This is a genomic window from Arthrobacter crystallopoietes BAB-32 (assembly GCF_000328305.2).
In the GTDB taxonomy this organism is placed as follows: Bacteria; Actinomycetota; Actinomycetes; order Actinomycetales; family Micrococcaceae; genus Crystallibacter; species Crystallibacter crystallopoietes_A.
The window spans coordinates 1-25,034 of sequence record NZ_ANPE02000238.1 but is presented as its reverse complement, the minus strand read 5'-3'; the positions used below and the strand labels follow the sequence as shown (position 1 = coordinate 25,034).

Annotated in this window: 28 protein-coding genes; 21 read left to right on the top strand and 7 right to left on the bottom strand. The window is 67.4% G+C overall.

Annotation, left to right across the window (positions count from 1 at the left end; translation table 11 throughout):
* Positions 1-19 precede the first annotated feature (19 nt).
* The 6 genes from rpsF (at position 20) to D477_RS18145 (ending at position 4,500) form a co-directional block, all read left to right on the top strand.
* The gene (gene rpsF / locus D477_RS18170; RefSeq protein WP_005273154.1) at positions 20-325 is read left to right on the top strand and encodes a 30S ribosomal protein S6; all 306 of its coding nucleotides are present in this window, start codon (positions 20-22) and stop codon (positions 323-325) included.
* A gap of 106 nt (positions 326-431) precedes the next feature.
* Positions 432-992, top strand: coding sequence for a single-stranded DNA-binding protein (locus tag D477_RS18165; RefSeq protein ID WP_005273150.1), 561 nt, complete (start codon positions 432-434; stop codon positions 990-992).
* A gap of 105 nt (positions 993-1,097) precedes the next feature.
* Entirely contained in the window at positions 1,098-1,337 is a 240-nt protein-coding gene (rpsR, locus tag D477_RS18160; protein WP_005273147.1) for a 30S ribosomal protein S18, read from the top strand.
* Between the two features lie 26 nt (positions 1,338-1,363).
* On the top strand, positions 1,364-1,813 hold the full coding sequence (gene rplI / locus D477_RS18155) for a 50S ribosomal protein L9 (protein WP_005273140.1): 450 nt from the start codon (positions 1,364-1,366) through the stop codon (positions 1,811-1,813).
* Positions 1,814-1,969: 156 nt separating this feature from the next.
* Positions 1,970-3,601, top strand: coding sequence for an alkaline phosphatase D family protein (locus D477_RS18150; RefSeq protein WP_005273137.1), 1,632 nt, complete (start codon positions 1,970-1,972; stop codon positions 3,599-3,601).
* 59 nt (positions 3,602-3,660) lie between these two features.
* Complete coding sequence (locus tag D477_RS18145) at positions 3,661-4,500, top strand: PhzF family phenazine biosynthesis protein (protein WP_005273135.1); 840 nt, start codon at positions 3,661-3,663, stop codon at positions 4,498-4,500.
* Between the two features lie 22 nt (positions 4,501-4,522).
* Here D477_RS18145 and D477_RS18140 read toward each other — a convergent pair whose 3' ends face one another.
* Together D477_RS18140 and D477_RS18135 are read right to left on the bottom strand one after the other, a co-directional pair.
* A complete protein-coding gene (locus D477_RS18140; RefSeq protein ID WP_005273131.1) occupies positions 4,523-4,960 on the bottom strand; it encodes a DUF1801 domain-containing protein in 438 nt (145 codons plus the stop codon).
* 51 nt (positions 4,961-5,011) lie between these two features.
* Complete coding sequence (locus D477_RS18135; RefSeq protein ID WP_005273128.1) at positions 5,012-5,350, bottom strand: hypothetical protein; 339 nt, start codon at positions 5,348-5,350, stop codon at positions 5,012-5,014.
* Positions 5,351-5,502: 152 nt separating this feature from the next.
* Here D477_RS18135 and D477_RS22835 point away from each other — a divergent pair, with 152 nt between their 5' ends.
* The 4 genes from D477_RS22835 to D477_RS23910 all read left to right on the top strand — a co-directional run bounded on the left by D477_RS22835 (position 5,503) and on the right by D477_RS23910 (position 10,639).
* Positions 5,503-5,814: a hypothetical protein gene (locus tag D477_RS22835; protein WP_043847612.1), complete on the top strand. Its 312-nt coding sequence runs from the start codon at positions 5,503-5,505 to the stop codon at positions 5,812-5,814.
* Positions 5,815-6,407: 593 nt separating this feature from the next.
* Complete coding sequence (gene dnaB, locus D477_RS18125) at positions 6,408-9,242, top strand: replicative DNA helicase (RefSeq protein WP_005273125.1); 2,835 nt, start codon at positions 6,408-6,410, stop codon at positions 9,240-9,242.
* Between the two features lie 94 nt (positions 9,243-9,336).
* Positions 9,337-10,395, top strand: a complete 1,059-nt coding sequence (locus tag D477_RS18120) for a hypothetical protein (protein ID WP_005273122.1) — start codon at positions 9,337-9,339, stop codon at positions 10,393-10,395.
* 121 nt (positions 10,396-10,516) lie between these two features.
* Positions 10,517-10,639 carry a nickel-binding protein gene (locus D477_RS23910; protein ID WP_424580029.1) on the top strand — a complete coding sequence of 41 codons (123 nt, stop codon included), beginning with the start codon at positions 10,517-10,519 and terminating at the stop codon, positions 10,637-10,639.
* A gap of 137 nt (positions 10,640-10,776) precedes the next feature.
* Here D477_RS23910 and D477_RS18115 read toward each other — a convergent pair whose 3' ends face one another.
* On the bottom strand, positions 10,777-10,986 hold the full coding sequence (locus tag D477_RS18115) for a hypothetical protein (protein ID WP_005273120.1): 210 nt from the start codon (positions 10,984-10,986) through the stop codon (positions 10,777-10,779).
* Positions 10,987-11,142: 156 nt separating this feature from the next.
* Here D477_RS18115 and D477_RS18110 point away from each other — a divergent pair, with 156 nt between their 5' ends.
* From D477_RS18110 to D477_RS18100, 3 genes are all read left to right on the top strand, one after another.
* Positions 11,143-11,856: a TetR/AcrR family transcriptional regulator C-terminal domain-containing protein gene (locus D477_RS18110; protein ID WP_005273116.1), complete on the top strand. Its 714-nt coding sequence runs from the start codon at positions 11,143-11,145 to the stop codon at positions 11,854-11,856.
* Between the two features lie 184 nt (positions 11,857-12,040).
* Positions 12,041-12,442 carry a GNAT family N-acetyltransferase gene (locus D477_RS18105; protein WP_005273112.1) on the top strand — a complete coding sequence of 134 codons (402 nt, stop codon included), beginning with the start codon at positions 12,041-12,043 and terminating at the stop codon, positions 12,440-12,442.
* A gap of 2 nt (positions 12,443-12,444) precedes the next feature.
* Positions 12,445-12,783, top strand: a complete 339-nt coding sequence (locus D477_RS18100; RefSeq protein WP_005273109.1) for a hypothetical protein — start codon at positions 12,445-12,447, stop codon at positions 12,781-12,783.
* A gap of 61 nt (positions 12,784-12,844) precedes the next feature.
* Here D477_RS18100 and D477_RS18095 read toward each other — a convergent pair whose 3' ends face one another.
* Positions 12,845-13,306 (bottom strand): DUF3817 domain-containing protein, encoded by a 462-nt coding sequence (locus D477_RS18095; RefSeq protein WP_005273106.1) that lies wholly within the window; start codon positions 13,304-13,306, stop codon positions 12,845-12,847.
* 122 nt (positions 13,307-13,428) lie between these two features.
* Positions 13,429-13,620 carry a DUF2795 domain-containing protein gene (locus tag D477_RS18090; protein WP_005273103.1) on the bottom strand — a complete coding sequence of 64 codons (192 nt, stop codon included), beginning with the start codon at positions 13,618-13,620 and terminating at the stop codon, positions 13,429-13,431.
* 190 nt (positions 13,621-13,810) lie between these two features.
* Between D477_RS18090 and D477_RS18085 the strand changes: the two genes are divergently transcribed.
* Complete coding sequence (locus D477_RS18085; RefSeq protein WP_005273101.1) at positions 13,811-14,434, top strand: LysE/ArgO family amino acid transporter; 624 nt, start codon at positions 13,811-13,813, stop codon at positions 14,432-14,434.
* 144 nt (positions 14,435-14,578) lie between these two features.
* Positions 14,579-15,631, top strand: coding sequence for a hypothetical protein (locus D477_RS18080; RefSeq protein WP_150110189.1), 1,053 nt, complete (start codon positions 14,579-14,581; stop codon positions 15,629-15,631).
* A gap of 69 nt (positions 15,632-15,700) precedes the next feature.
* On the opposite strand, the gene D477_RS18075 is transcribed toward D477_RS18080, so the two are convergent.
* Positions 15,701-15,892 (bottom strand): hypothetical protein, encoded by a 192-nt coding sequence (locus tag D477_RS18075; protein ID WP_005273095.1) that lies wholly within the window; start codon positions 15,890-15,892, stop codon positions 15,701-15,703.
* A gap of 95 nt (positions 15,893-15,987) precedes the next feature.
* On the opposite strand from D477_RS18075, the gene D477_RS18070 reads away from it, so the two are divergent.
* The 3 genes from D477_RS18070 to D477_RS18060 all read left to right on the top strand — a co-directional run bounded on the left by D477_RS18070 (position 15,988) and on the right by D477_RS18060 (position 18,923).
* The gene (locus D477_RS18070; protein WP_043847620.1) at positions 15,988-17,085 is read left to right on the top strand and encodes a glutamate--cysteine ligase; all 1,098 of its coding nucleotides are present in this window, start codon (positions 15,988-15,990) and stop codon (positions 17,083-17,085) included.
* 88 nt (positions 17,086-17,173) lie between these two features.
* On the top strand, positions 17,174-17,782 hold the full coding sequence (locus D477_RS18065; RefSeq protein ID WP_005273090.1) for a GNAT family N-acetyltransferase: 609 nt from the start codon (positions 17,174-17,176) through the stop codon (positions 17,780-17,782).
* 79 nt (positions 17,783-17,861) lie between these two features.
* Positions 17,862-18,923 (top strand): 2,3-butanediol dehydrogenase, encoded by a 1,062-nt coding sequence (locus tag D477_RS18060; RefSeq protein ID WP_005273088.1) that lies wholly within the window; start codon positions 17,862-17,864, stop codon positions 18,921-18,923.
* Between the two features lie 57 nt (positions 18,924-18,980).
* Here the strand turns inward: D477_RS18060 and D477_RS18055 are convergent, their stop codons facing one another.
* The gene (locus D477_RS18055) at positions 18,981-20,165 is read right to left on the bottom strand and encodes a helix-turn-helix domain-containing protein (protein WP_005273086.1); all 1,185 of its coding nucleotides are present in this window, start codon (positions 20,163-20,165) and stop codon (positions 18,981-18,983) included.
* A gap of 165 nt (positions 20,166-20,330) precedes the next feature.
* On the opposite strand from D477_RS18055, the gene D477_RS18050 reads away from it, so the two are divergent.
* The 3 genes from D477_RS18050 to D477_RS18040 all read left to right on the top strand — a co-directional run.
* Positions 20,331-21,653: an MFS transporter gene (locus D477_RS18050; protein WP_005273083.1), complete on the top strand. Its 1,323-nt coding sequence runs from the start codon at positions 20,331-20,333 to the stop codon at positions 21,651-21,653.
* A 188-nt stretch (positions 21,654-21,841) separates the two neighbouring features.
* Positions 21,842-23,566: a thiamine pyrophosphate-dependent enzyme gene (locus D477_RS18045; RefSeq protein ID WP_005273080.1), complete on the top strand. Its 1,725-nt coding sequence runs from the start codon at positions 21,842-21,844 to the stop codon at positions 23,564-23,566.
* The coding region (locus D477_RS18040; RefSeq protein ID WP_005273078.1) for an amidohydrolase at positions 23,563-25,034 on the top strand (1,472 nt) is incomplete at its 3' end. The genes D477_RS18045 and D477_RS18040, both read left to right, overlap by 4 nt.

The window sequence follows — 25,034 nt, the reverse complement described above, 5'->3', positions numbered from 1 at the left end:
CCAAAGGAGGTGGGTTCACATGCGTGCTTATGAACTGATGGTAATCATCGACCCCGAGGTCGAAGAGCGTACCGTTGAACAGCAGCTCGACAAGTTCCTCAATGTCGTCCGCAACGACGGTGGAACCATCGACAAGGTCGATATCTGGGGTCGCCGCCGCCTGGCCTACGACATCAAGAAGAAGTCCGAAGGCATCTACGCCGTCGTCAACTTCACCGCTACTCCGGCCACCGCTGCTGAGCTTGACCGCCAGCTTGGTCTGAACGAGACCATCCTGCGCACCAAGATCATCCGCCCGGAGGAGCAGAAGATCTCCGCCGAGTAACTTCGGTTACTCCAGCACAGGTCTTCGGATCCGCAGCGCGGGTCCACTCTTCACGAACGCAGCTCCGCCGGTTCCTGCCGGACGGGGCAGGACAGCAGGAGGCACCATGGCAGGCGAAACCGTCATCACCGTAGTTGGCAATCTGACCAGCGATCCGGAACTGAGGTTCACTCCGTCCGGCTCGGCCGTTGCGAACTTCACCGTTGCGTCCACGCCGCGGACCTTTGACCGCCAGTCCAACGAGTGGAAGGACGGGGAAACCCTGTTCCTCCGCGCGTCGGTATGGCGCGAGGCTGCCGAGAACGTCGCGGAGACCCTGACCAAGGGAACCCGCGTGATCGTCCAGGGCCGGCTGAAGTCGCGTTCGTATGAAACCAAGGAAGGCGAGAAGCGTACCGTCATCGAGCTGGAGGTCGACGAAATCGGCCCCTCGCTGCGCTACGCCTCGGCCAAGGTCACCCGTACCCAGCGCTCCGGCGGCGGGCAGGGCGGCTTCGGCGGAGGCCAAGGCGGCTTCGGTGGCGGCGGCGGCTTCGGCGGAAACTCCAACCAGGGTTGGGGCGGCGGGCAGTCCGCACCCCAGGAAGACCCGTGGGGTGCCTCGGCCGGCGGCGGAAGCTCCAACACCTGGGGCAACGGCCCCGATTCCAACGAACCTCCCTTCTAAACCCGAACGGGGCCTGAAGGCCCTTTTCACCCCAAGGCGGCAACCGCCGTCGAACCCATCCCGCAGAACCGTTCTGCGGGCTCCACTAGATAAAGGAGCTCCACGATGGCTAAGGCTGAACTCCGTAAGCCCAAACCAAAGTCCAACCCCTTGAAGGCCGCTGACGTCACCGTCATCGACTACAAGGACGTAGCATTGCTGCGCAAGTTCATCTCCGACCGCGGAAAGATCCGTGCCCGCCGCGTCACCGGTGTGACCGTGCAGGAGCAGCGCAAGATCGCCCAGGCAATCAAGAATGCCCGCGAAGTTGCCCTGCTGCCCTACTCCGGCGCTGGCCGCGGCTAAGCGAAGCGAAGAGGAGAGAGTACACCATGGCAAAGCTCATTTTGACCCACGAAGTGACCGGTCTTGGCACCGCAGGTGACGTCGTTGAGGTGAAGAACGGTTACGCCCGTAACTACCTTCTGCCCCGCGGCTTCGCCCTCGCCTGGACCAAGGGCGGCGAGAAGCAGGTGGAGTCCATCAAGACTGCACGTGCTGCCCGCGAAATCGCTTCCCTCGAAGAGGCCCAGCAGCTGGCTGCCTCGCTGTCCGCCAAGCCGGTCAAGCTGACCGTCAAGGCCGGCGAGTCCGGACGCCTGTTCGGCACCGTCAAGCAGGCCGATGTTGCTGCCGCCGTTGAGGCTGCAGGACTGGGTGCCATCGACAAGCGCAAGGTTGAACTGCCTGAGCACATCAAGTCGGTCGGCAACTACCAGGCCACCGTGCGCCTGCACGAGGACGTCTCCGCCGTCATCGACCTCCAGGTCGTGGCCGGCTAGTTTCGCCCAACTGGACTGACCGAAGGACTCCTGCTCCGGCAGGGGTCCTTCGGTTTTTAACGGCATCATCCGGCGGCGCCGCCGCACCCCAAATCGTCCCGCAACGTTTACCTTCGGGACAGCATCGGGACAGCTCCACAGGCCAAGGTAGGTCCCATGACTGAGATCTCCCGCCGTTCCCTTGTCCTCGGTACCCTCGCCGCCGGTGCCGTCGCCGCCGCAGGTGCCGTTCCGGCGTCGGCCGCTTCCCGGCCCGCCGGCATCCCGCTGGTGCGCCAGCGCCTGACCCTCCCCAGCGGCATCGCCACGGGCGACGTCACCAGCAACTCAGCCGTCCTGTGGTCCCGTTCGTCTGGACCCGGCCGCCTGGTCGCCACCCTGCGCGCGGTCGGAGAGGACGGCCGCGTGCTGCGCGGCAAGGGCGCCTACGAGCGGGTGCTGCGCGGCGGCTGGGCCAGCGCGGAAACCGACTTCACCGCCAAGATCAACGCGACCAACCTCCCCTCGGGCAGCCGCTTCCAGCTCAATCTGCAGTTCGAGGACGAGGCGGGCGCCTTGAGCGAGGCCGGCATGGGTTCCTTGACGACGGCGGCAGGACCGTCCGCGGCGGGCCGCAGCCGGGTGTGGGGGAACCAGGTCCGGCGCGGACAGAGCTTCGTCTGGACCGGCGACACCGCCGGACAGGGCTGGGGCATCAACGAGGAAATCGGCGGCATGATCGGCTACCGGGCGATGCACCGCACCCGCCCGGACTTCTTCATCCACGCCGGCGACACGGTCTACGCGGACGGCCCCATCTCCGCCCAGGTAACCGAGCCGGACGGCCGGATCTGGAACAACCTCGTGACCGAGGAAGTCTCCAAGGTCGCCGAGACGCTCAACGAGTTCCGCGGCCGGCACCGCTACAACATGATGGATGCCAACCTGCGCGCCATGTACGCCGAGGTCCCCGTCATCGCGCAGTGGGACGACCACGAAACCACCAACAACTGGTGGCACGGCGAGACCCTCGACGACCCGCGCTACACCGTCCGCGACGTCGACACCCTCGCCGCCCGCGGCCGGCAGGCCTGGCAGGAGTACATGCCGATCGCCGATCCGCGCGCCATGCAGAAGGGCACCGGCTTCGAACCGGCCCGTATTTACCGCAAGATCGAGCGCGGCCCTCAGCTGGACATTTTCGCGCTGGACATGCGCACCTTCAAGGGCGAGAACACAGCCGGCCTCGAGCAGCACGCCACCAGCATCCTCGGCGAAGAGCAGCTGCAGTGGCTGATCCGTGAGGTGAAGCGCTCCAAGGCCACCTGGAAGGTCATCTCCTCCGACCTGCCGCTGGGCATCATCGTCCCGGACGGCAAGGCGCAGGAGTCCATCGCCAACCGCGACCACGGCGCCCCGCTCGGCCGCGAGCTGGAGCTGGCCCGGCTGCTGAAGGCGTTCAAGGACAACAACATCAAGAACATCGTCTGGCTGACCGCCGACGTCCACTACTGCGCCGCGCACCACTACTCACCGGAGCGCGCCGCGTTCAAGGACTTCGATCCGTTCTGGGAGTTCGTCGCCGGCCCGATCAATGCCGGCACGTTCGGGCCGAACGCAATGGACATGACCTTCGGCCCGGAGGTCGTCTTCACCAAGGCCGGCCACTACGCCAACCAGTCCCCGCGGACCGGCGAATCGCAGTTCTTCGGCCACGTGGACCTGGACGAGGAGGACACCTTCACCGTCAGCCTGCGCGACGCGGCCGAGAACGTCCTCTGGAGCAAGTCCCTGCAGCCCGAGCGCTGACCCCGATCCGGCCATGCGGCCTACCGCCCGCGCACTGCTGCCGGCGGTAGGCTGGGCCGGTGAGCACCCACGAATTCTCCCAGGTCGACGTCTTCACCACCGGTCCCGGCAAAGGCAACCCGCTCGCCGTCGTCAGCAGTGCCGAAACCCTCACCGACGAGCAGATGCGCTCCTTCGCGAACTGGACCAACCTCTCCGAGACCACGTTCCTGCTCCCGCCCACGGACCCCGCGGCGGATTACCGCGTGCGGATCTTCACGCCCAGCGACGAGCTGCCCTTTGCCGGGCACCCGACCCTGGGGACCGCGCACGTGTGGCTGCGCGGCGGCGGGAAGCCGCGGACTGAGGGGCGGATCGTGCAGGAGTGCGCGGCAGGCTTGGTCAACATCAAGAACGACGGCGGACGGCTGGCTTTCGCTGCGCCGGCGCGGCGGCGCGCGGGGGAGTTGCCGGAGGAGAACGTGCAGCGCATTTGCGCCGCCCTCGGGCTGGACCGGTCCGACGTCCTGCGCCACCAGTGGGCGGACAACGGCCCGCAGTGGCAGGCCCTGCAGCTCACCGACGCGCAGAAGGTGCTCGACGTCGAACCGGACTGGGCCGCCCTGGCCCCGTTCGGCGTCGGACTGATCGGCGCCTACCCGTCCGGCGCTGACATCGACTTCGAAGTGCGCGGCCTCATGGGTTTCGAAGCCATGCCCGCTGAGGACCCGGTCACCGGCAGCCTCAACGCCGCCCTGGGCCAGTGGCTGATCGGCGCAGGCCTCGCGCCGGACAGCTACATCGCGCGCCAAGGCACCCGGCTCGGCCGCGACGGCCGGGTCTATGTCTCCGCCGCGGACGGGGAGATCTGGGTCGGCGGCGACGTGCAGACCGTGATCAGCGGCACGGTGAAGCTGTAGCCGTGTCCTGCTGCCGGCAGCGTCAGCGCTGGCTCTGCAGGGACTCGTGGTCCGTCGTCGTCATGAAGGCGTAGCCGAGGCGGACGAGTTCCCGCAGCACCTCCAGATCCACGTCCGCGAGCTTGTTCACGTAGAGGCAGGCTGCCCCGGTTTTGTGCTTGCCCAGCTTGGCGAGCAGGTCGGCCGATTCCGGCGCGTACGTCAGTCCGTACAGCGCCAGGTTCGACTTGCGCGGCGAGAATCCCACGGCCAGCGAATCGCCTTGCCGCCCGCTGGCGTACTTGTAGTGGTAGCTGCCGAAGCCAACCATGGACGGGCCCCACATCACCGGCTCCTGTCCGGTCACTTCACGCATCAGGGCCAACAGCATCTTCCCGTCAGTACGGCGCACGGGATGCTCGACCTCCGCGAGGAACTCTTCCACCGGTACGTCCGTGGGGGCCGTCTTGTTTTCCGCCATGGCTAGAGTGTGCCAGATGGCCCAGACAGAATGCGCCCCCGAACCGGGCGTTCAGCCCTTCGCGCCGGCGGGCGGCTCAGGCTGGATCAGCCGGACGAAGTCCCGCGCCTGCTGCTCGTCAGCTTCCGAATGCTCCATCAATAGCCGGACGGCCGCCTCGCGGTCACCGGTCAGCGCGGTGTCCTTGATTTGCCCGAAGACCTCGTCGTTCAGCCGCGTGCTGGCGATCTCGCGGATCTCGTCGCCTTGGGAGACGATCGCTCGGTAGCGGTACCCGCCGGCCGGCTCCTTGGCCTGCGGCTTGGACAAGTTGGGCTCGCTTGCGGCCTCGAAGCGCGGGGCGGTGCCTGCTCCGCCGCCCGCACCCGCTCCGCCACCCGGGCTTGCCACGCCACCCGGGCTTGCAGCCGCCGGACCGCTCTCCGCCGTTCGGTCTGCCGGCCCGCCCCCGTCCAGCCGAGGGATCTGTCCGGCCCGCTGGCCCGTCAGCCGGCGCCGCGTCGTCCACAGGTGCCGCACCGTACGGCTGCGGATAGGTCGACATGCTCGCGATCGCGGTGGCGGCCTCGCGCAGCTTGGCTCCGGTCGCCTTCCGGTACTCCATGATCGCGTTCAGAGCATCGCCACGCGCCAGCAGCGCGTACACCGCCGAATGCTGCTGCTGGTTCAGCCGTGCGCTGGCCCTCACCGCCTCCTCGCGCGAAGCCACCGCCGCCGGCCCCCTGGCAGACCGTCCCCGCCCTCCGCCGTCGTTCTCCCTCGCGGGCCGCTTGCTCAGATGCTTCACGAACAGCAGCCCCAGCGCTACTACGACGACGACAATGAGCAGGGGGATCAGGAAGGACTCCATGTGATTAATCCTACGGGCGTTCGACGACGAGCGGAGTTACCGGGGCGGGACGCGGAAGTGAGCCGCGGTGGCCGTCCGGCCCGCTTGAGGATGCATGGCGGGTATCGGCGCAGGCCAGCCGCTGGAGACGGCGAGGTTAAACACGCGAATGCCCACATTGGACCTGTGGATAACGGGTGGATAAACCGGTTCTAGGGCTCTTTGGGGGGATTGTCAACTCCCCAGTTGTGGAAGAAACGGGAACGAAAAAATCTTTCCTCCACATGCTGTGTTCTTTATTTCCGCAGGTCAGCCTCAGGTTACTCGCGAGTTAACAAGGTTTTCCACAGTTGTCCACACACCCTGTGCACAAGACACGCCGCCTAATCCACAATGTATCCACAGGAGCGGTGGATAACTCGCTTTGTCCAGCGCTTAAAGAGGACTAACGTGACTGAGGATTCCTCTATCGGCCGGTGCCGGCCAGGGCTTCGCCATGCCCTGATCCGGCCGACGGGCGGAAGTGTCGGAAGCGGCTGATAGACAATGATCAGCCGGTCCCGCAGGAGGAATGAGCCGGCGCACGCAGCACCATTGAGGACAAGAAAGCAGGCAGCGGTGACAGCAGTTCATTCGGACTCCGCACAAACCAGTCGGGAACCGGATTTCGCGCGGACGCCACCGCAGGACATCGTGGCCGAGCAGTCCGTGCTCGGCGGCATGATGCTCTCCAAGGATGCCATTGCGGACGTGGTTGAGGTCCTCCGCGGCAATGACTTCTACCGTCCCGCGCACGAGAGCATCTACGAGGCGATCATCGACCTCTACGGGCGCGGCGAGCCGGCGGATGCGGTCACCGTCTCCGACCTGCTGACCAAGCGCGGCGAGATTTCCCGCATCGGCGGACCGGCCTACCTGCACACCCTTATCCAGTCCGTCCCGACCGCAGCCAACGCCGGCTTCTACGCCGAGATCGTCCGCGAACGCGCTGTGCTCCGCCGCCTCGTCGATGCCGGGACCAAGATCGTCCAGCTGGGCTACTCCCAGGACGGCGAGGTCGACGACATCGTCAACCAGGCACAGGCCGAGATCTACACCGTCGCTGAACGGCGTTCCGCCGAAGACTACGTGCCCCTGAAGGACATCATCGAGGGGACCGTCGACGAGATCGAATCCGCCGGTCACCGCGGCGAAGGCATGACCGGCGTGCCAACCGGCTTCTACGAACTCGACGAGCTGACCCAGGGCCTCCACGCCGGCCAGATGATCGTCATCGCCGCGCGCCCGGCCGTGGGCAAGGCACTCGCCTTGGATACGCCCTTGCCGACACCGACCGGCTGGACAACCATGGGCGAGGTTCAAGCCGGAGACGAAGTGCTGGCTGCGGACGGCACGCCGACTCTGGTTGTTGCCGCCACCGAAGTCATGCAGGACCGGCCCTGCTATGAGGTGACTTTCGACGACGGCAGCGTCCTTGTCGCCGACGCTGAGCACGAGTGGCTCGTCGAGTTCCAAGGCGATGAAAAACCCTTCGTCGCGACCACTATGGAGCTCGATTCTTCATTGGGCAGTGGCCTCGGCGTTCTCGTGCGCAACCAAGCGGGCGCGCTGAATGCGGACCTCGCATCGCGCGACGTTTGGAAGATCGAGACCATCGAGAAGGTGCCTAGTGTTCCTGTTCGCTGTATCCAAGTCGCCCACGAATCTCACCTCTACCTGGCGGGGCGCTCCTTCATTCCGACGCACAACTCGACGTTCGCTTTGGATTTTGCCCGGTCGGCTGCGATCAAACACAACATGACCACCGTCTTCTTCTCGCTGGAAATGGGCCGCAACGAGATCGCCATGCGACTGCTGTCCGCTGAGGCCACGATCGGCCTGCAGGACCTGCGCAAGGGAACTATCAAGGATGAGCAGTGGGGCAAGATCGCGACCACGATGGGCCGGATGAATGATGCGCCCCTGTTCATCGACGACAGCCCGAACATGTCACTGATGGAAATCCGTGCCAAGTGCCGCCGGCTCAAGCAGCGGCACGATCTGAAGCTGATCGTGCTCGACTATCTGCAGCTGATGTCGTCCGGCAAGCGCGTCGAATCCCGCCAGCAGGAAGTCTCGGAGTTCTCCCGTGCTCTTAAGCTCCTGGCTAAGGAGCTTGAGGTGCCCGTGATTGCGCTCTCGCAGCTGAACCGTGGTTCCGAACAGCGTACGGACAAGAAGCCGATGGTTTCGGACCTCCGTGAGTCCGGCTGCCTTACCGCTGACACCCGGGTGCTGCGCTCCGACACGGGTGCCGAGACCACCATGGGTGAGCTCTTCGCCTCCGGTGCTAACGACGTCCCGGTCTGGTCTCTGGATGACAGCCTGCGCTATGTCGAGCGCCATCTCACCCACGTCTTCTCCACGGGAGTTAAGCCCGTCTACCGGCTTACGCTTGCTTCCGGGAAGACTGTCCGCGCAACTGCCAACCATCCATTCTTCACCTACGAAGGATGGAAGCCTCTCGGCGAACTCACGGTTGGAGATCGGCTGGGAGTGCCACGCCACGTGAACGGTCCGGCGCTCCGCACGCACTGGGATGACGGCCAGGTCATCACGGCGGCAAAGATCCTCGGCGCTAATTCCAGCGGCCCGATGTCGGAGCAGTACGAACTTGAGGACGGGCATGTCAGCGATGCCATCGCCTTCATCCCCAACGAAGTGTTCGCCCTGCCAAAGCAACAGATCGCGCTGTTCCTGGGCCAACTTTGGTCGGTCGGCGGAGCGATCTCGTTCGACGGAACCGGCCAGGGGTCGATCAGTTTCGCTTCCGGTTCACGACTGGTTGTAGAGGCTGTTTCGCGATTGCTGCTTCGCTTCGGGATCAGCGCAGAAATTACGCCTACACTGACCGGCTTCACACTGTTCATCTCGGAAGGGGACGACCAGCGTAGGTTCCTGCAGGAGATCAACGCGCACTCCGGACCCACACAGGTCGCGGACGATCTGCTGGCAACCATCCGCGGTGGTTCTGAAACTGCTCCCGTACCGTCGATTCCTGAGGGAGTTTGGAATGACGTCCGCAGTATTATGGAAGACAGCTCCCAGCCGGCACTTGGAGCAGTTACTGCCGTTCTTGATCGGGCGGAACTGGACGTCGAAGCCATTAACGACTTGCGGTGGGACGAAGTCCTGAACATCGTTCCGGACGGCGAGGAAGAAGTTTTCGACGCCACAGTGCTTGGGAACCACAACTTCATTGCCAACGGCATCGCCGTCCACAACTCGATCGAGCAGGATGCGGACATGGTGATCCTGCTGCACCGTGAGGACATCTACGACAAGGAGTCGCCTCGGGCGGGCGAGGCAGACGTGATTGTGGCCAAGCACCGTAATGGTCCGACGAAGACCATTGTGGTTGGCTTCCAGGGCCACTACTCGCGCTTCGCCAACATGGCTGTGGAGGCCGGCTAGCCCTACCGCCCGCCCTCGCTACACTGAACTCAGGAACGGGGGACGGGGGCGGGACATGGCGTTTGGGGGATCGGCGTGGCGTAGCCTGTTTCTCATGCCGGCCATGGCCGCAGGCTTGGCAGCGTGCGGTACGGCTGGCGGCACGGGCGAGTTCAGGCCGCCTCCAGCGGAGGTGGTCGCCGCACACGACTGCCGGCTTTCACCTGCCGTCCTGATGGAGGGGGCCGAGCCCACACCGCTGCCCGGTCCGGAGGCCGGGAGCGTGCCGGCCGGGTTCGCTCCGGTTGCGGCAGTCCGCTGCAGTGCTTCCTTGGAGACCGTCGAAGACGCCGAGGGCCGCTGGTCGGCGGTGCGCGAGGACCGGCTGACTGGGGATTTCGACAGCCTGATTACTGCGCTTTCGCAATCAAGCGATGAGGCCGGGAAGAACCAGCTGTGCACCGCGGACCTTGAGCTTGTGCCGGAGCTGTGGCTGCTGGACGGCCAAGGCCGGGCCATCCGGGCAGCGTGGCCGCGGGACGCCTGCTTGAAGACGAAGCCCGGCGTGCACGAGGCACTGGCCGGACTCGCGGTCACCGATTCCGCCGTGCACAGGTTAGGCCTGCTTGAGCCGAGAGCCGCACTGGAAGCGGACTGTCCGTCACGCTGGAAGCTTCCGGTAGAGGGATCGACCTTGCTGCTGCCTGCGCCGGATGCTCCGTTCGCACCGGGAACCGGTGAAGGCGCCGTCCCTGGCCTGAATGCTGAAGCTTCGGGAGGGGCGCTCCCGGAAGCGGATGAGGCAGCTGAAATTCGGGCCTGTAGCTATGACGCCGTCGCGGAGGAGGGGTCAGGAAGCGAAGGTGCGGCGGCAGGGGAAAGCGGTCCATTCAAGGTGGTGAAGTGGGTTTCGGGCACTTTTGCCGGTGCGGCGACATTGACCGGTGGCAACAAAACGTTGGTGCTGGAAGCTGCAAAGGCAGCTGAGCCTGCAGGGGAATGCGATGCGGCTCCGAGCCGCTTCGCGGTTCTGTGGCCACTGCTTGATGGCCGAGCAGCAGGGGCGGCCCTGACAGTGGAGCTTGACGGTTGCCGCCGGATCTTTGACCTAGCAGGCACGAGCCGGAACCTGTCCGCGGAGGCGCATGCCGCCGTCGTTAGTTCCACGCGCTGACGCCATTGTCACGACCTCGTCGGGCGGAGCACGATTAGAGAGGGATCCCAACGAGACGGGCAAATCCCTTGATTGGCAGACGGGTGAGCGCCTGCGACTTGGCTGAAAAACTGCCTAGCCGATGCCGCGGTCCAGGGAAGTGCGCTACCTCTCGGAGGCGCCATCGGCCGAAGCTGTCCAGCGTATACATGAGCGTGCCGGCCACCGCGCCGACGAGGTGCACGCGGTTCCTCTTGTCGTCTGACGCTTCGCAAGGCTGCCGGTAACCGCCGGCGGCCTTCAAACGGGAGACTCCGCTTGGGGCGCGGCCTCCCCGCTGACGGCAACCATCGGCCGTCGTCAAATGACTGCGTGGGGCGCAGCCAGGGTGTTCAGGCCTGGTCAGGCCATTTCTGTTGGCTGGACCGGGACGCGCTCGTTGAGTTCCTCCGGCGTCAGGTTGGCTGCTGTTTCGATGGCCTCCGGCCGTGCGCCGGCTTTCTTGGCTTCGTCAATGGCGTCATCCAGATTGGCCTGCGCTTGGTCGATTTCGACTTGCAGGGTCTCGACCGCGGCGGAGGCGGCCCACACCTGTTTCAACTCGTTGTCCATGACAAAGAGCTTACGGTGTAAGGTTCGCCCAAGGCCAACCCCGATGGCGTGATTTTCGCTCGGCGAACACAAAAATTGTCCGGATGTTCCCAGCTGTCGGGACTTGCACTGCTGCGGACGCGTACGCTGGAAAAAGCCGCAGGGAGGGGGCTGACCGTGTCCGAATCAGGTGCAGCGAACCGGGGAGAGGCCCCGAAAGCCGGTGCCGACAAGCCGAGACTCGACCGCCAGCGGATTCTGGAAGCGGGCGTGGATTTCGTGGAGGAGTTCGGTGTCCGCCAGCTCACGATGCGGCGGCTCGGCGGAGAGCTCGGTGTCGAGGCGATGTCGCTCTACCGCTACGTGCCGTCCCGGGAAAGCCTGCTGGACGGCATTGTGGAAACCGTCGTCGATGAGCTCTATCGGGATCCGGAAGTTGAAGTGGAACCGGATCACGGTTGGCAGGACTACCTGCTGCGCCTGGCGCACGGGTTGCGGCGGCTGGCACTGCGGCGCCCGCAGGTTTTTCCGCTGGTCGCAACGCGCCCGACCGAGGCTCCCTGGGTCCGGCCGCCGTTGCGGAGCCTGCGTTGGGTGGAGTCCTTCCTTGGCGCGCTGACTTCGTCGGGCTTCAGCGACCGGGCCGCGGTGGACGCCTACCGGGCCTTCAGCAGTTTCCTGTTGGGCCATCTGCTGCTTGAGGTTTCCTCCATGGGGGCGGATGTCGGCCCGGTGGAGGAGGCCGAACCGCGTCCGCCGCGGCCCACTGACCTGAGCGACTATCCGGTGCTGCAGCGCGTCCAGGAGCTGCTCTCCGAGGACCGGTCCGAGCAGGAGTTCGAAGAGGCGCTGGACCAGCTGCTGGACCGCTTGGAGGCCATGCGCAATTGACGCATATTTCGCCGGATTTCGATTGAACGTTTTGCGCGATCGATACTAAGCATGCTTTGCTTACCTTGTAAGCAAGATCCGATGGCAGCCCGGACCCGAAGGAACGGGAGGCCGACCCGGAGCTTCGGGCTCGCCGGAACATTCGGTGGGCGCCGTGCCCCGGGGCGAAAACAGAGGAGAGAGCATGCAGGTCATTCGAGACAACTTCGGTGCGTCCCAGTACGATGCCTACGTTGACGGAGCGGTGGCAGGTTCATTGCACTACCGCATTGAGGGCGACCAGATGTGGCTTCTCCACACCGCAGTGGGGCAGGACTTCCGCGGCACCGGGCTGGACGACCGGCTGATCCGCAACGCCTTGGCGGACGCCCACCGGCGCCGCCTGTCCGTTCTGCCCTTCTGCCACGAGGTCCGCAAGCGCATCTTTGCCCACCCGGTGTACCTTCAGCTGGTGCCCGCAGGAGACCGCGACCGGTTCCGCGAGTCCTTCGAGGAGGTCCTGAAGGCGGAGGCCGAAATGGAGGCCAAGCGCAATGCCCGCAAGGCGGCCACCCTGGTCCGCGTGCGAGAGGCGGCAGCTGCCTAGTCATGGAGAGCGACAAACTCAAGGTCGTTGTGGGCGTGGATGTCGAGTGCAACACCGCCCGCATCGAGGTCAAGGGCCATGTGGACACCAGGAATATCCAGGCGCTCTACAGCGTGGCCCGGCGTGCCAATGCTCTCACTGCCGGGCCGGCACTCGTTCTGGATTTAGCGCGGGCCTCGGCGACGCCGGAGGCGCTGGAGCAGCTGTCCGGCTGGGCGGAGGCGGGAATGCTTCCCGGGGCCGCGGGTGCGGACGGGACGGAATGCGACCTGCGCGTGGTCCAGCCGTCCGGCGCGGCGGTGGCGGCGAGCGGTGCCGCCGACGTGGCCCTGGCGGCCTAGCGGGCAGCGTTCGGTCGGGCGGCTGGTCCTTTTGGCTGGATCGGCTGCGCGTCAGCCGCGATTAGGCGAACCAGGCATCAGGCGGGCCGAGGAACAGCAGGAAGCTGAAGACCGCAGCCACTGCCACCAGGGCAACAACGACGGCGGTGGCGGGCTTGCGCAGGACCCACGCCTGGAGTTTCTCCAGCAGTCCGCGCGGTTCGTCGCCGCCGTCGGCCAGCCGCCACCCGCCGTCGAGCAGGCCCCTGCGGTCCAGTGATTTCTCCACGGGGATGGTGGCGTAGGGAACGACGGCGGAGGCCACCGCAAGCAGGCCGGTTCCGGTAGTCCATTTCTGGTTCACCCACGTGAAGCACGTGCTCGCCACGTAGCACAGGAAGACAAAGCCATGCAGTCCGCCCGCGATCGTCGTGGCGAGCGGGGCCGTTTGCAGGCCGTACTTCAGGAACAGGGCGATCAGCAGCAGCGTCCAGGTGACTGCTTCGGCGAAAGCGACGGAGCGGAACAGGGCGCGGGGCGACATCGGAGTCCTTTGGTGGGGAAAGCAGATCCCTACCAATTTACCGTGCGCCGGCAGGCCGGGGCATTTCCGGCTGGCGGCCGGGGGTGGCCCATTGCCACCCTGAGCGGGTGTCGATGCCGGGGTCAGTTGCCGGAGATGGCCTTGTTGACTTCCGCCGGGTTTTCGTACTGGCGGTCAGGCAGGCTGCGGAGTGCGTCCAGGACGCCGCTGTCGGCGCCCGAGTCCTCCGCTTTCTTCACCAGGTCGGCCGCGGAGGCCGGATAGTCGACGCCGCCGAGCGCCTTCTGGATGTCGATCGGGCTGGGATCGGCCATGGGAGGTCCTTCCGGAGTGGCGGGAGGGGAATCAATCACCCAACCTACTGGCCGGCTGGTCGCTTGGGAATGGCTTGGCCGATATCCGCCGAGACCGTCGGGCTGTTCACCGCGGGCGAGTCCCACTCCGGTCGGGTCACCGCCGGGAGCGGGGCGGTTCCGGATCGAGGGACATAGTAGCGTCGGGTGGGTGATTCCAGCGGACATCCTCCAGGCGGCCTTGCTCGGCTTCGGCACCGGACTCGCCCTCATCGTTGCCATCGGTGCCCAGAACGCTTTTGTGCTGCGGCAGGGCATCCGGGGCGAGCACGTGCCGGCGGTGGTCCTGATCTGCGCGCTGTCCGACGCGTTGCTGATCGCCGCGGGCATCCTCGGGATCGGCACGCTGATCGAAGCGGCCCCCGCCGTCGTCGTTATTATCCGTTTTGCAGGGGCGGCGTTCCTGTTGGCCTACGGCATCCTCGCCGCGAAGCGGGCGATCCGGCCGGGCGCGCTGACGGCCTCGGAACAGCAGGGTTCGTTGAGCCGCAAGGCAGCGGTGGCGACGGTGCTGGCGCTGACCTGGCTGAATCCGCATGTGTACCTGGACACCGTGCTGCTGCTGGGCTCGGTGGCCAACAGCCAGGCCGGGGAGGCGCGCTGGTGGTTCGGCGGTGGCGCGATGCTCGGCAGCATCGTCTGGTTCAGCGCGCTGGGTTTCGGCGCCCGGCTGCTGCGGCCGGTTTTCGCCAAGCCTGTGGCCTGGCGGATCCTCGATGGCCTGATCGCCGTCGTGATGTTTGCCCTGGGCCTGCGGATGGCGTTCGGCGCGTAGCAGGATCAAGCCAGGCGGTGCGTGGGTGTTTCGGAGCGACAACCGTGGCGTGGCCGCTGGCTCGATACAGTAAGGGTAGTTACGGCTTGTTGGGCGGTTTCCCGTTCGGTGCAGGTCCGAAGTCGGCAGTAGGAGGTCCTCACCGTGCCAGGGGAAGGGGAGGGAGGCCGCCGCAGGATTGTCCTCGGCTTGATGGCGGACCCGGGCCTCCCGGATGCGGTGGCCCACAAGCTGGTCTTGCGGTTGCAGGATGCGTTGTCCGGCACCGGCGGGTCCGACGTCGGGTGGCAGGTTTCGGTAATCCGCGGGACACTTCCGATCAATGCGGCGGGCGATATCCAGCTGTTGAAGTATGCCGCCGGCCTGAAGCGGGAGCACGGCTGGGATCTCCTGGTCTACCTCACCGACCTGCCGCGCTTTACTGGAGACCAGCCGCTTATCAGCGATGTGGACGTGGGTGAGGGAGCGGCCTTGGTGTCCCTGCCGGCGCTGGGGAGCCTGCGGGTTACCGCCCGCACGCTGCAGGCAGTCCTGAGGGCAGTGCGGCAGATGGCCGACGGTTATTCTCCTGATGGTCCAAGGCAGCCGGGGAAGGTTGTCCGGCACTCCTATTCCGCCGGAGTCCGCGCGAAGATCCGGCTGATGCTGGGAATGGTGCGCAGCAACCGGCCCGGCCGTTTGCTTCCATCGCTGTCGAGCGCGACCGCGGCGGCCATTGGCACCGGCGCCTTCGGTATCTTCTACACGTCGATCTGGAATATGGCCGCTGCTTCCATCCCGCTGCGGCTGGCCGGAATCAGCCTCCTGTCGATCTGCGCCATGACGATATGGCTCATCGGGCACAACGGGCTGTGGGATCGGAGTGAACGCCTTGGCCTCTCCGGGCGTTCGGGACTGGACAATGCGGCCACCGTGATCACCGTGCTGCTGAGCGTTGCGGCCATGTATGCGCTGCTGTTCGTGGTCCTCTTCCTTGGTTCGTTGGCGATCATTTCCGGGCAGTATCTGGAATCCCAGCTGAGGCATCCCGTGGGCCCTGCCGACTACGCCCGGCTGGCTTGGCTGGCCAGTTCCCTGGGGACGTTCGCCGGCGCCTTGGGGTCAAGCTTCGACAGCAACGAATCGATCCGCGAAGCCACCTACAGCAGGCGGCAGCACGAGCGGCGCAAGCTGGCCGACGACGCTTCCGATGAGTAAGGCGGCAGCTGCGTCGATGGGCGTCGGGGGTGGCGCTGGTCCGGTTGCGGCGGAGTGGTGGAGCCCGCGCTAGTGCTGCCCATTCCCGTGCGCCGGCTTGGCTGCTGCCTGCTGGCGCAGGCGCAGCTTCTCCTCGGCCTCCCGACGGCGCCGCATCATCGCCACCAGGTCCTGGTGCGCATAGCTGCCGGTGCTGGGACCGGCTTCCTGGGCGCGGTGCTCGACAGCGGACACCGTTTCAGGACGCTCTTCTTCGTTCATGTCTGCATGCTCCCACGTATTCCGGGGGCGGGGAAGGGCGGCAAATGTCACGGCTGGGCCTCGTGCGGCCCCGTTCTTTGTTCTACGCTGAGCCGGTGCGCACCTTCGGAGTCGAGGAAGAACTCCTGCTGGTCGATGCGGACAGCGGAAGCATCAAAGCCTGCGTGGACGAGGTGCTGGGCGGCCTGGCCGGGCAGCGGGACCCTGCGGGAATCAGGCTGGTGTCCGAGCTGCAGAGGGAACAGCTTGAGGTCATCACGCCGGTGCACTCGGACCTGGGTGAACTGGCGGAGGACATCGTCGCCGGCCGTGCCCTGGCCGATGCGCTCGCTGTGGGAGCGGGGGCGCGGGCAGCTGCGTTGGCGACGCCGGTCCTCCCGTTTGTCCCGCATCTGTCCGCGGTGCCACGCGTCGGCGCCATGGAGGAGAGGTTCGGCCTCACCGCGCGGGAGCAGCTGACCTGTGCTTGCCATGTCCATGTGGGTGTGGAATCCGGCGACGAGGGCGTGGCCGTGCTGGACCGGATCCGCAGCTGGCTCCCCGTGCTCAGCGCCCTCAGCGCGAATTCCCCTTTCTGGCAGGGCCGCGACACCGGCTATGCCAGCTACCGCATCCAGTCCCTGGGCAGGTGGCCGATGGCCGGTCCGGCCGGGATCTACGGCTCCCTCGGCGCCTACCGTCGGCGTCTGCAGGCCCTGCTGGACACCGAGGTGCCGCTTGACGAGGCCATGCTCTACCTGGATGCCCGGCTGTCCCGCAGCTACCCGACCGTGGAGATCCGGGTAGCCGACGTGTGCCTCTACCCTGACGACGCCGTCCTGATCGCAGCCTTGAGCCGAGCCCTGGTGGAGACCGCGGCCAGGCAGTGGCGCGCGGCAGTGCCCCCGGCCGACGTCCCCACGGCGGTCCTGCGGCTGGCGAACTGGCGGGCGAGCAGGTCGGGGATCGGCGGCGACCTGCTGCATCCGCTCTCCGGAGTTCCGCGGCCGGCGGGCGAGGTGCTGGATGCGCTCATGGCACATCTGGCGCCGGCGTTGGCCGACAACGGAGACGGGCCGCAGGTCGAAGCGCTGCTCAAGCAGGTGATGCACCGGGGAACCGGCGCGGAATTCCAGCGCCGGACTCTTGAACAGACGGGGACCCTCGCCGGCGTCGTCAAAGGAGCGCTCGCCGCCACGCACCGCCAGGCCTGAGGCGCCTCGGTCTCCGCACCCGGCGGCAGGGTGCGCTCCGGGTCACGGAAGCCTTCGCAAGCGGCGCCGCGGCTGGCAAGCTGGGTGCATGGGCCCGAAGCCTTCAGTGGAGATGGTGGAAATTACGACGGCGGCGTGGCCGGTTTTCGAGGAGCTGTTGGGTCCCGGCGGGGTGCAGGGAGGCTGCTGGTGCTCCTGGTTCCGGCTGACGTCCAAGGAATACGCCGCGGGGGACCGGGAGACCCGCAAGGAATTCGTCCGGTCGCGCGTGGACGCCGGGGAGCCGTTCGGCCTGGTGGCCAAGGTGGACGGCGAACCCCTGGGCTGGGTCTCCGTCGCGCCGCGGCGCTGCCACGTCCGGCTGGAGCGCTCCAAGGTTGCACGGCTGGCTGCTGGAGAAAACCCGGACAGGTTGTGGACGGTGGCCTGCTTCTACAACGACCGCCGGGGCAGGGGACAGGGACTGCCGCTGAAACTGCTGGAAGCGGCACTGGACTACGCCGCGCAGAACGGAGCCGCCGCCGTCGAAGGTTATCCGGTGGATACCGCTGGTGATCGCCTGCCGCCGCAGGAGCTCTACTACGGAACCCTCAGTACGTTTTTGGCGGCCGGGTTCGAGCAGGTCGAGCGGAGGGGCGCGCGGCGCGTGCTCGTGCGCAAGGAGCTGGTCGGCGGGGAGTCCGGGGCTTCACCGTAGCGCCGCCTTGGGCTAGCCATTCAAAAAGCCGCCGAAGGTAAGTAGGCTGCCCATTGGACGCTACCCGAAGGAGGTTCCCATGAAGGCCGCTCGCTATCATGCGCGGAAGGATATTCGGATCGAGGATATTCCCGAGCCCGAGCTCAAGCCCGGAACGGTTGCCATCGATGTAGCCTGGTGCGGCATCTGCGGCACCGACCTGCACGAGTACCTCGAGGGGCCGATTTTCATTCCGCCCAAGGGTTCACCGCACCCCATTTCGGGCGAGGAGGCGCCGGTGACCATGGGGCATGAGTTTTCCGGCACGATCACCGCCCTGGGCGACGGTGTGACGGACCTTGAAGTGGGCCAGAACGTCGTCGTCGAGCCCTACATCATCCGTGACGACGTCGAAACCGGCCCCGGACACGCGTACCAGCTGTCCAAGGACATGAACTTCATTGGCCTGGGCGGCCGCGGCGGCGGGCTGTCCGAGAAGATCGTGGTCGAGCGGCGCTGGGTCCATCCGATCGGCGACATTCCGCTGGATCAGGCGGCACTGATCGAGCCGCTGTCCGTGGGGCACCATGCCTTTGTGCGCAGCGGGGCGAAGGCCGGCGATACCGCCATTGTCGGCGGGGCCGGTCCGATCGGACTGCTCACCGCCGCCGTGCTCAAAGCCTCCGGGCTGACGGTCTATATCTCGGAGCTCAGCGAGGCGCGGAAGAAGATGGCCCGGGACACCGGCGCGGCAGACCAGGTGTTCGATCCGCGGGAGGGCGACGTGGCGGAAAAGGTCCGCGAGCTCACGGGTGGCAAGGGGGCCGACGTCGGCTTTGAATGCAGTTCAGTGCCGGTGGTCCTGGACATGCTGATGGACGCGGTCCGGCCCGGCGGCGTCATCGTCAACGTCTCGATCTGGGGCCACAAGCCCGAAGTGGACATGCCGTCCCTCGTGCTGAAGGAGATCGACCTGCGCGGCACCATCGGCTACGCCAATGATCACCCCAGCACCATCAAGCTGGTCCAGGAGGGGAAGCTTGACCTTGCGCCGTTCATCACGGCCAAGATCCCGCTGGACGACCTCATTTCGGAGGGCTTCGAGCAGCTCATCAACAACAACGAGGAGCACGTGAAGATCCTGGTCAATCCGAACCGGTGACGTCCGCTCGGCCGGGGCAGGAAGGGCCGACCGGACCAAGGACGAGCGCGCGGTGGCTTACAGCCAGGCGACCACGAGGCGGGCGGCCTGGGCGGGGATTGTCGGGTCGGTGCCGGTGAGTTCGGTGAAGCGGCGCAGGCGGTTCATCAGGGTGTTGCGGTGGCAGAACAGCCGGGCGGCTGACTCGGCGATGCTGCCGGTGGACAGGTAGCTTTGCACCGCCTCAGTCAGCCGTTCACGCTCGCTGGGGCCGCAGGCGGCGAGGGCCGCCTCGACATCGGCGGCCAGCGGGAGGCGGGCGGAGGTGAGCCTGAGCCGGGCGATGCGGGGCCACCCGTTCGCGAGGGTGAGGGCGCCGCCGTCGGCCGGTTCCACGAGCTGGGCGAGGTCGCGGGCGATGCGCGCCGCGTCCCAGAGCGCAGCAACCCCGTCGGCGTATTCCACGAGCCCGCAGCGCAGCCGCCGGATCCGGTCTGCCGCATCGTGCAGGGCCGAGCCGGGCCGTTCATCCGGTGGCCAGAAGGCAATCAGCGCGTCGGCCAGCGGGTGGGTGAAGATTTCGGCGCCGCGGCGGTCGGCTTGGGCGATGACCAGGCGCAGGGCTGCCGCCTCCTCCGCGGTGGCGACGGCGACGCCCAAGGGGGCGGCCGGGTCCAGTCCGAGTTCATCCGAGATGCGTTCGACCAAGGCCGGCGGCGGCGCCGCCGGGCCAAAGATCGAGGCCACCAGGCCTTGGCGAACCGAGGACGCCTCCTGCGCCATCCGCTGGCGCTCGGCGATGTAGACGGCCTGGGTCTGGGCCGCGTACGAGTCCACCACCTCCCACACGGTCTCGGCGCGGCGCACCAGCAGCGGCGCGTCCTCGGGTGCGGCCAGGGCCATCAGCTGGCCCCACAGCACGGTGAAGTCCAGCCGGATGGCAGTCATCAGCGATTCGACCGGGATGCCGGCCCGGGCCCGGGAGACTCCCACGTCCAGGGCGATGTTCTGCCGCTCGGCCGTCAGCTGCGCGGTGTCGGTGCCGGGCCGGAGGCTCTCGATCAGCGCGTCGAAGGAGGCGGCCCCGGTCCGGCGGATCTCGCTGGTCGGCAGCCTCCCCTCCCGGTAGTCCTCCAGCTGGAGCACCCGGTCGAGGAAGGTATCCGTCAGCGCGTCCACGGAGAGCAGGTCGAGCAGCGCGTTCCAACGGGCGGCGAGGACGTCGTCGTCGTTAATTTCCTGTTTCCGGGACGTTGCCGCCACGTCATTACCCTCCGTTTTTGTGCTTTAGCACATTTTAGTCCTCCAAACCCGCGACGATCCGTGCGGGTGTGACGAGCGGCACTCTGCCATGCTGGTGTGCATCAAATTCCCATACGCCGGCGACCCGTTCAGCGGCGGCGCATGAAACCAACGTGCGGAGGCAGCATGACGCAGTCCCTCAATCTCGAGGCCGGGGCCACCCGGAAGATCACGGACAAGGAGGCCACGAAGGTAGCCATCGGCGCCCTTGTCGGCACCGCGATGGAGTGGTACGACTTCTTCCTCTTCAGCGCAGCCGCCGCGCTGGTCTTCAACGTCCAGTACTTCACCAACGAAAACGCCACCGCGGCGGCCATGGCCTCCTTCGCGACGTTCGGCGTGGGCCTGGTGGCCCGTCCGATCGGCGGCATGATCTTCGGCGCGATGGGCGACAAGATCGGACGCCGCAAGACCCTGATGGTCACGATCGTCGGCATCGGCATCATCACCGGCTTCATCGGCCTGCTGCCCACCTACGCCGCGATCGGCATCGCCGCGCCCATCCTGCTGGTGCTGCTGCGCATCGCCCAGGGCCTCTTCGTGGGCGGCGAATGGTCCGGCGCCATGACGATCGTGGTGGAGAACGCCCCGCTGGAGCGCCGGGCGCGCTACGCCGCGCTGCCGCAGATCGGGTCGCCGATCGGCACCATCCTGTCTTCCGGCGGCTTCTTCCTGATGACGCTGTTCTTCTCGCAGGAGAGCTTCAACTCCTTCGGCTGGCGCATCCCCTTCCTGGCCGCGTTCCCGATGCTGCTCCTCGCCCTGTACATCCGTTCGCGGCTTGACGAGTCCCCCGTGTTCGCCGAGCTGATGGAAGCCGGCGAGACCGAGAAGGCGCCGATCAGGACCGTGCTGCGGGAGAGCTGGAAGCACATCATCGTGGGTATGGCTGCGGCCCTGCTGGGTGTCGGCGGCTTCTACCTGGTGACCGCGTTCGTGGTCTACTACGGCGCCAGGATCCTCAACTACGACTCGTCGCTGATGCTGGCCGGCGGCATGATTGCTGCCGCGGTCGAAATCCCCGTCCTCATTGCCGGCGGCCGGCTGGCCGAGCGTTTCGGGGCGAGCAAGGTGATCATCTACGGCGGCATTGCCTCCGCCATCGCCGCCGTGCCGTCCTTCCTCTTGATCGAGAGCGGCAACGACGCCCTGGTCATCACCGGCATGGTCCTCGCGGTGGCGACGCTGTCCTTCCCGTACGCGGCCTCCGGCACGGTCCTCACCGGCCTGTTCCCGGCCCGCACCCGCTACACCGGCGTGGGCTTCGCGCAGAACGTGGCCGGCATGCTCAGCGGTTTCGTCCCGCTGCTGGCCACCGGCTTCGTCGCCTCGGCAGGCAACCACTGGTGGCCGGCGGCCGTGATGCTGGTGTTCCTGAGCCTGTTCACCGCTGTGGCCGGCGTTCTCGCCCCGCGGATGAGCGTGAACCTGCCCGGCTTCAAGCACTAGCACCTGGCGCTTCAAGCACGAGGCGCCGCCGTCCTCCCGACTGCCGCATCGCAGTCCATGCGCCTGCCGCATCCGTTGGCCCGTAGTGGCTGGACTGGGCCTCCAATCCGGCTCCAATCCAGCCACTAAAGGCCAATCGATGCAGGCGGCGCCGCCGTTCAGCATCCAACCGAAGGAAACAGCATCACATGTCCCGCACCGCCGGCCACCTGATTGTCAGCCAGCTTGAGCAGCACGGCGTCCGCCGCGTCTACGCCGTCCCCGGGGAGAGCTTCCTCGACGTGCTTGACGGGCTTTACGACTCTCCGATCGAGACCGTGGTCTGCCGGCACGAGGGCGGGGCCGGCTTCATGGCACTCGCCGAAGCGCGGCTCACCGGCCAGCCGGGCATCGCCATGGTCACCCGGGGGCCGGGGGCGGCAAACGCGATGATTGCCGTCCACACCGCCTGGCAGGACGCGACGCCGCTGGTGCTTTTCGTGGGGCTGATCCCGGTGGCCGACCGGGAGCGCGACTCGTTCCAGGAGTTCAGCCTGAGCGGCTGGTTCTCCACCACGGCCAAGCGGGTGATGGTCCTCGACGACGAACACCGCGCGGCCGAGATGGTTGCGGAAGCGATGCGGCTGGCCTCCGCGGGCCGGCCCGGTCCGGTGGTCATCGGGCTGCCCGAGGACGTGCTGGTTCGGATCACGGACGCCGGGCCGGTGGCGCCGCGGGCGTTGCCGGCAGCGGTGCCTTCCCCGGCGTCGATGGAGGAGCTCGCCGGCCGGCTGGCAGCCGCTGAGCGGCCGCTCCTGGTGGTCGGCGGCGACGGCTGGACGCCGGAAGCGGCAAACACGCTGGCCGCCTGGGCCGAGGAAGCGAACGTCCCGGCCGCAGCGGACTGGCGCGCCTACGACGCCGTCCCGCACAGCTCCGGCGCCTGGGCCGGCTGGCTCGGCTACGGCCGTGCGGATACCCTCGCCGCCCGGCTCGACGAGGCGGACCTGCTGGTCTTTGTGGGCTGCGGCCGCTCGGATGTGCTCAGCGACGGGTACACCCGCGGACTTAAGGCGGAGACCGCCGTCGTACTTCCCGATCCGGACGCCGCCACGCATGCCGGCCGGATCGACCAGCACATCCTCGCCGGGCCGGCCGAGTTCACGGCCGCCCTGCCGGAGAGCGCAACGGCCCGCGGCAGCCGTGGCCCGGAATGGCTGCAGGCGCTCGCGGCCGACCAGCGCCGTTACGCCACCGCGCGTCCCGACTACGGGCCGGATTCGACCGCGCGCGGCGTGGACCTGGGCGAGGCCTTCGGCGTGCTGGAGCGGACGCTGCCGGCGGACCGGATCGCCACCTACGGCGCCGGCAACGCGACCATCTGGGGCCACCGCTACCTGAGCCACACCGGCCCGGGCACGCTGGTCGGCCCGCGCAACGGCGCCATGGGGCTCTCGGTTCCGGCCGCGGTGGCCGCCGCGCTGGTGCATCCGGACCGGCAGGTGGTGGCGGTGTGCGGCGACGGCGACTTCCTGATGAACGCGCAGGAGCTGGCCGTTGCCGCCGCGCACGGTGCCGCGCCGCTGGTCATCGTGGTGGACAACGGCATCTACGGCACCATCGTGCAGCACCAGCAGAAGCACTACCCGGGCCGGCCGTCCGGGACCGCGATGGCCAATCCGGACTTCGCCGGCTGGATGCGCACGTTCGGCGGGCATGGCGAGCGGGTCGAGGCCACCGCGGACTTCGCCCCCGCGCTGGAGCGGGCCCTGGCCAGCGGCCGCCCGGCCCTGCTGCACCTGCTCACCGACCCGGAAACCATGCCGCCGGGGACCGCCAACGAGGCTCTGCAGGGGTCAACAGCGGTAAATAACGACGACGGGGCGCCGGCTGCCCTCGCAGCCGCCGGCACTGCGGACGGGGCTGCCCGATGAAGCTGGATTTGATCCTCCGCGACGCGGACATCATCACGCTCGACCCCGAGCGGCACCGTGCCCACAGCGTCGGCGTGCTGCACGGGCGGATCGTCGGCTTCGACGAGGAGCTCGACGGCTGCACCGCCGCCCGGAACATCCGGCTGGACGGCGCCACTGTGGTGCCCGGCTTCATCGACGCGCACTGCCACACCACCTGGTGGGGACTCGGCCTGGACGCGGTGGACCTGAGCAAGGCCCGCGGGCTGGAGGAGCTCTACGGACTGCTTGAGGCCGAGGTGCGCCGGCTGGACGCTCTCCCCGGGGGCGCCCCGGACATCTGGGTGAACGGCACCGGATTCAACCACAAGCACCACGGCGGCGCCTTCCCCGACATCCGCCGGCTGGACGCCATCACCGGGGACCGGCCGCTCTACCTCCGGCACACCTCGGGCCACTCGTCGATCACCAACACGGCGACCCTGCGCCTGGCCGGAGCCCTCGAGCCCGGCTTCGAGAACCCGGTCGGCGGCGCGGTGGTGCGCGATGCCGCCGGCAACCCCACCGGGCTGGTGGAGGAGTCAGCGCAGGCGCTGATCCAGAACCTGCTGCTGCCGTACCCGGTGGAGCGGATCGTCGACGCCTTGGACGCCGCGACCACCCGCTACGCCGCCGAGGGCATCACCAGTTTCACCGAGGCCGGCATCGGCGGCGGCTGGATCGGGCACAGCCCCGTCGAAGTGCAGGCCTACCTCGCCGCCAAGCGCGCCGGGAAGCTGCACGCCCGCGCCCAGCTCATGCCGGCACTGGACGCCCTCCGGCCGCTGGAAGCCAACGCCTGCGACATGCACGGCACCGGCTCCGGGCGTGGCCTGGACCTCGGCGCCGTCGCCGGCTTCGGGGACGAATGGGTCTCGCTCGGCCCGATCAAGGTCTTCATGGACGGCTCGCTGCTCGGCGCCACGGCCGCGGTCACCGAGGACTACTGCGGACACCAGCACAACACCGGGTACCTGCTCGACACCCCCGAGGCCTACCGCGAACGGATCGACGCCGCCTACCGGGCCGGCTGGCCGATCGCCCTGCACGCCATCGGCGACGCCGCGATCGACCTGGCCATCGAGATCATCACCTCCTGCCAGGACCGCTACGGCCACAACGCGCTGCCCAACCGGATCGAGCACTTCGGCATCGCCCGCCCGGACCAGGTCGCCGCCGTCGCCGCCGCCGGGATCTGCGTGACCCCGCAGGCCTCCTTCATCGGCCCGCTCGGCGACCAGTTCGCCGCGCTGATGGGGCCGGACCGCGAAGGCTGGCTCTACCGCGGGCGCTCGCTGGTGGACTCCGGAGTCCGCCCCGCCGGCTCCTCCGACCTGCCGGTCGCGGACAACAACGTCCGCCGCGCGCTTCAGTCCAGCGTGGACCGCCGCACCGAAGGCGGCCGCCTGCTCGGCGGCGCCGCCGAGGGGCTGACCCCCGAGGAGGCGCT

Coding starts and splice junctions, on each gene's coding strand:
- D477_RS18095 (WP_005273106.1), bottom strand. CDS start 13,306: ATGTCGCCCCGCGCCCTGTTCCGCTCCGTCGCTTTCGCCGAAGCAGTC.
- D477_RS23910 (WP_424580029.1), top strand. CDS start 10,517: ATGCCGCGGTCCAGGGAAGTGCGCTACCTCTCGGAGGCGCCATCGGCC.
- D477_RS18050 (WP_005273083.1), top strand. CDS start 20,331: ATGACGCAGTCCCTCAATCTCGAGGCCGGGGCCACCCGGAAGATCACG.
- D477_RS18060 (WP_005273088.1), top strand. CDS start 17,862: ATGAAGGCCGCTCGCTATCATGCGCGGAAGGATATTCGGATCGAGGAT.
- D477_RS18090 (WP_005273103.1), bottom strand. CDS start 13,620: ATGGCCGATCCCAGCCCGATCGACATCCAGAAGGCGCTCGGCGGCGTC.
- rpsF (WP_005273154.1), top strand. CDS start 20: ATGCGTGCTTATGAACTGATGGTAATCATCGACCCCGAGGTCGAAGAG.
- D477_RS18150 (WP_005273137.1), top strand. CDS start 1,970: ATGACTGAGATCTCCCGCCGTTCCCTTGTCCTCGGTACCCTCGCCGCC.
- D477_RS18065 (WP_005273090.1), top strand. CDS start 17,174: ATGGGCCCGAAGCCTTCAGTGGAGATGGTGGAAATTACGACGGCGGCG.
- rpsR (WP_005273147.1), top strand. CDS start 1,098: ATGGCTAAGGCTGAACTCCGTAAGCCCAAACCAAAGTCCAACCCCTTG.
- D477_RS18120 (WP_005273122.1), top strand. CDS start 9,337: ATGCCGGCCATGGCCGCAGGCTTGGCAGCGTGCGGTACGGCTGGCGGC.
- D477_RS22835 (WP_043847612.1), top strand. CDS start 5,503: ATGCTCGCGATCGCGGTGGCGGCCTCGCGCAGCTTGGCTCCGGTCGCC.
- rplI (WP_005273140.1), top strand. CDS start 1,364: ATGGCAAAGCTCATTTTGACCCACGAAGTGACCGGTCTTGGCACCGCA.
- D477_RS18105 (WP_005273112.1), top strand. CDS start 12,041: ATGCAGGTCATTCGAGACAACTTCGGTGCGTCCCAGTACGATGCCTAC.
- D477_RS18115 (WP_005273120.1), bottom strand. CDS start 10,986: ATGGACAACGAGTTGAAACAGGTGTGGGCCGCCTCCGCCGCGGTCGAG.
- D477_RS18075 (WP_005273095.1), bottom strand. CDS start 15,892: ATGAACGAAGAAGAGCGTCCTGAAACGGTGTCCGCTGTCGAGCACCGC.
- D477_RS18165 (WP_005273150.1), top strand. CDS start 432: ATGGCAGGCGAAACCGTCATCACCGTAGTTGGCAATCTGACCAGCGAT.
- D477_RS18045 (WP_005273080.1), top strand. CDS start 21,842: ATGTCCCGCACCGCCGGCCACCTGATTGTCAGCCAGCTTGAGCAGCAC.
- D477_RS18100 (WP_005273109.1), top strand. CDS start 12,445: ATGGAGAGCGACAAACTCAAGGTCGTTGTGGGCGTGGATGTCGAGTGC.
- D477_RS18140 (WP_005273131.1), bottom strand. CDS start 4,960: ATGGCGGAAAACAAGACGGCCCCCACGGACGTACCGGTGGAAGAGTTC.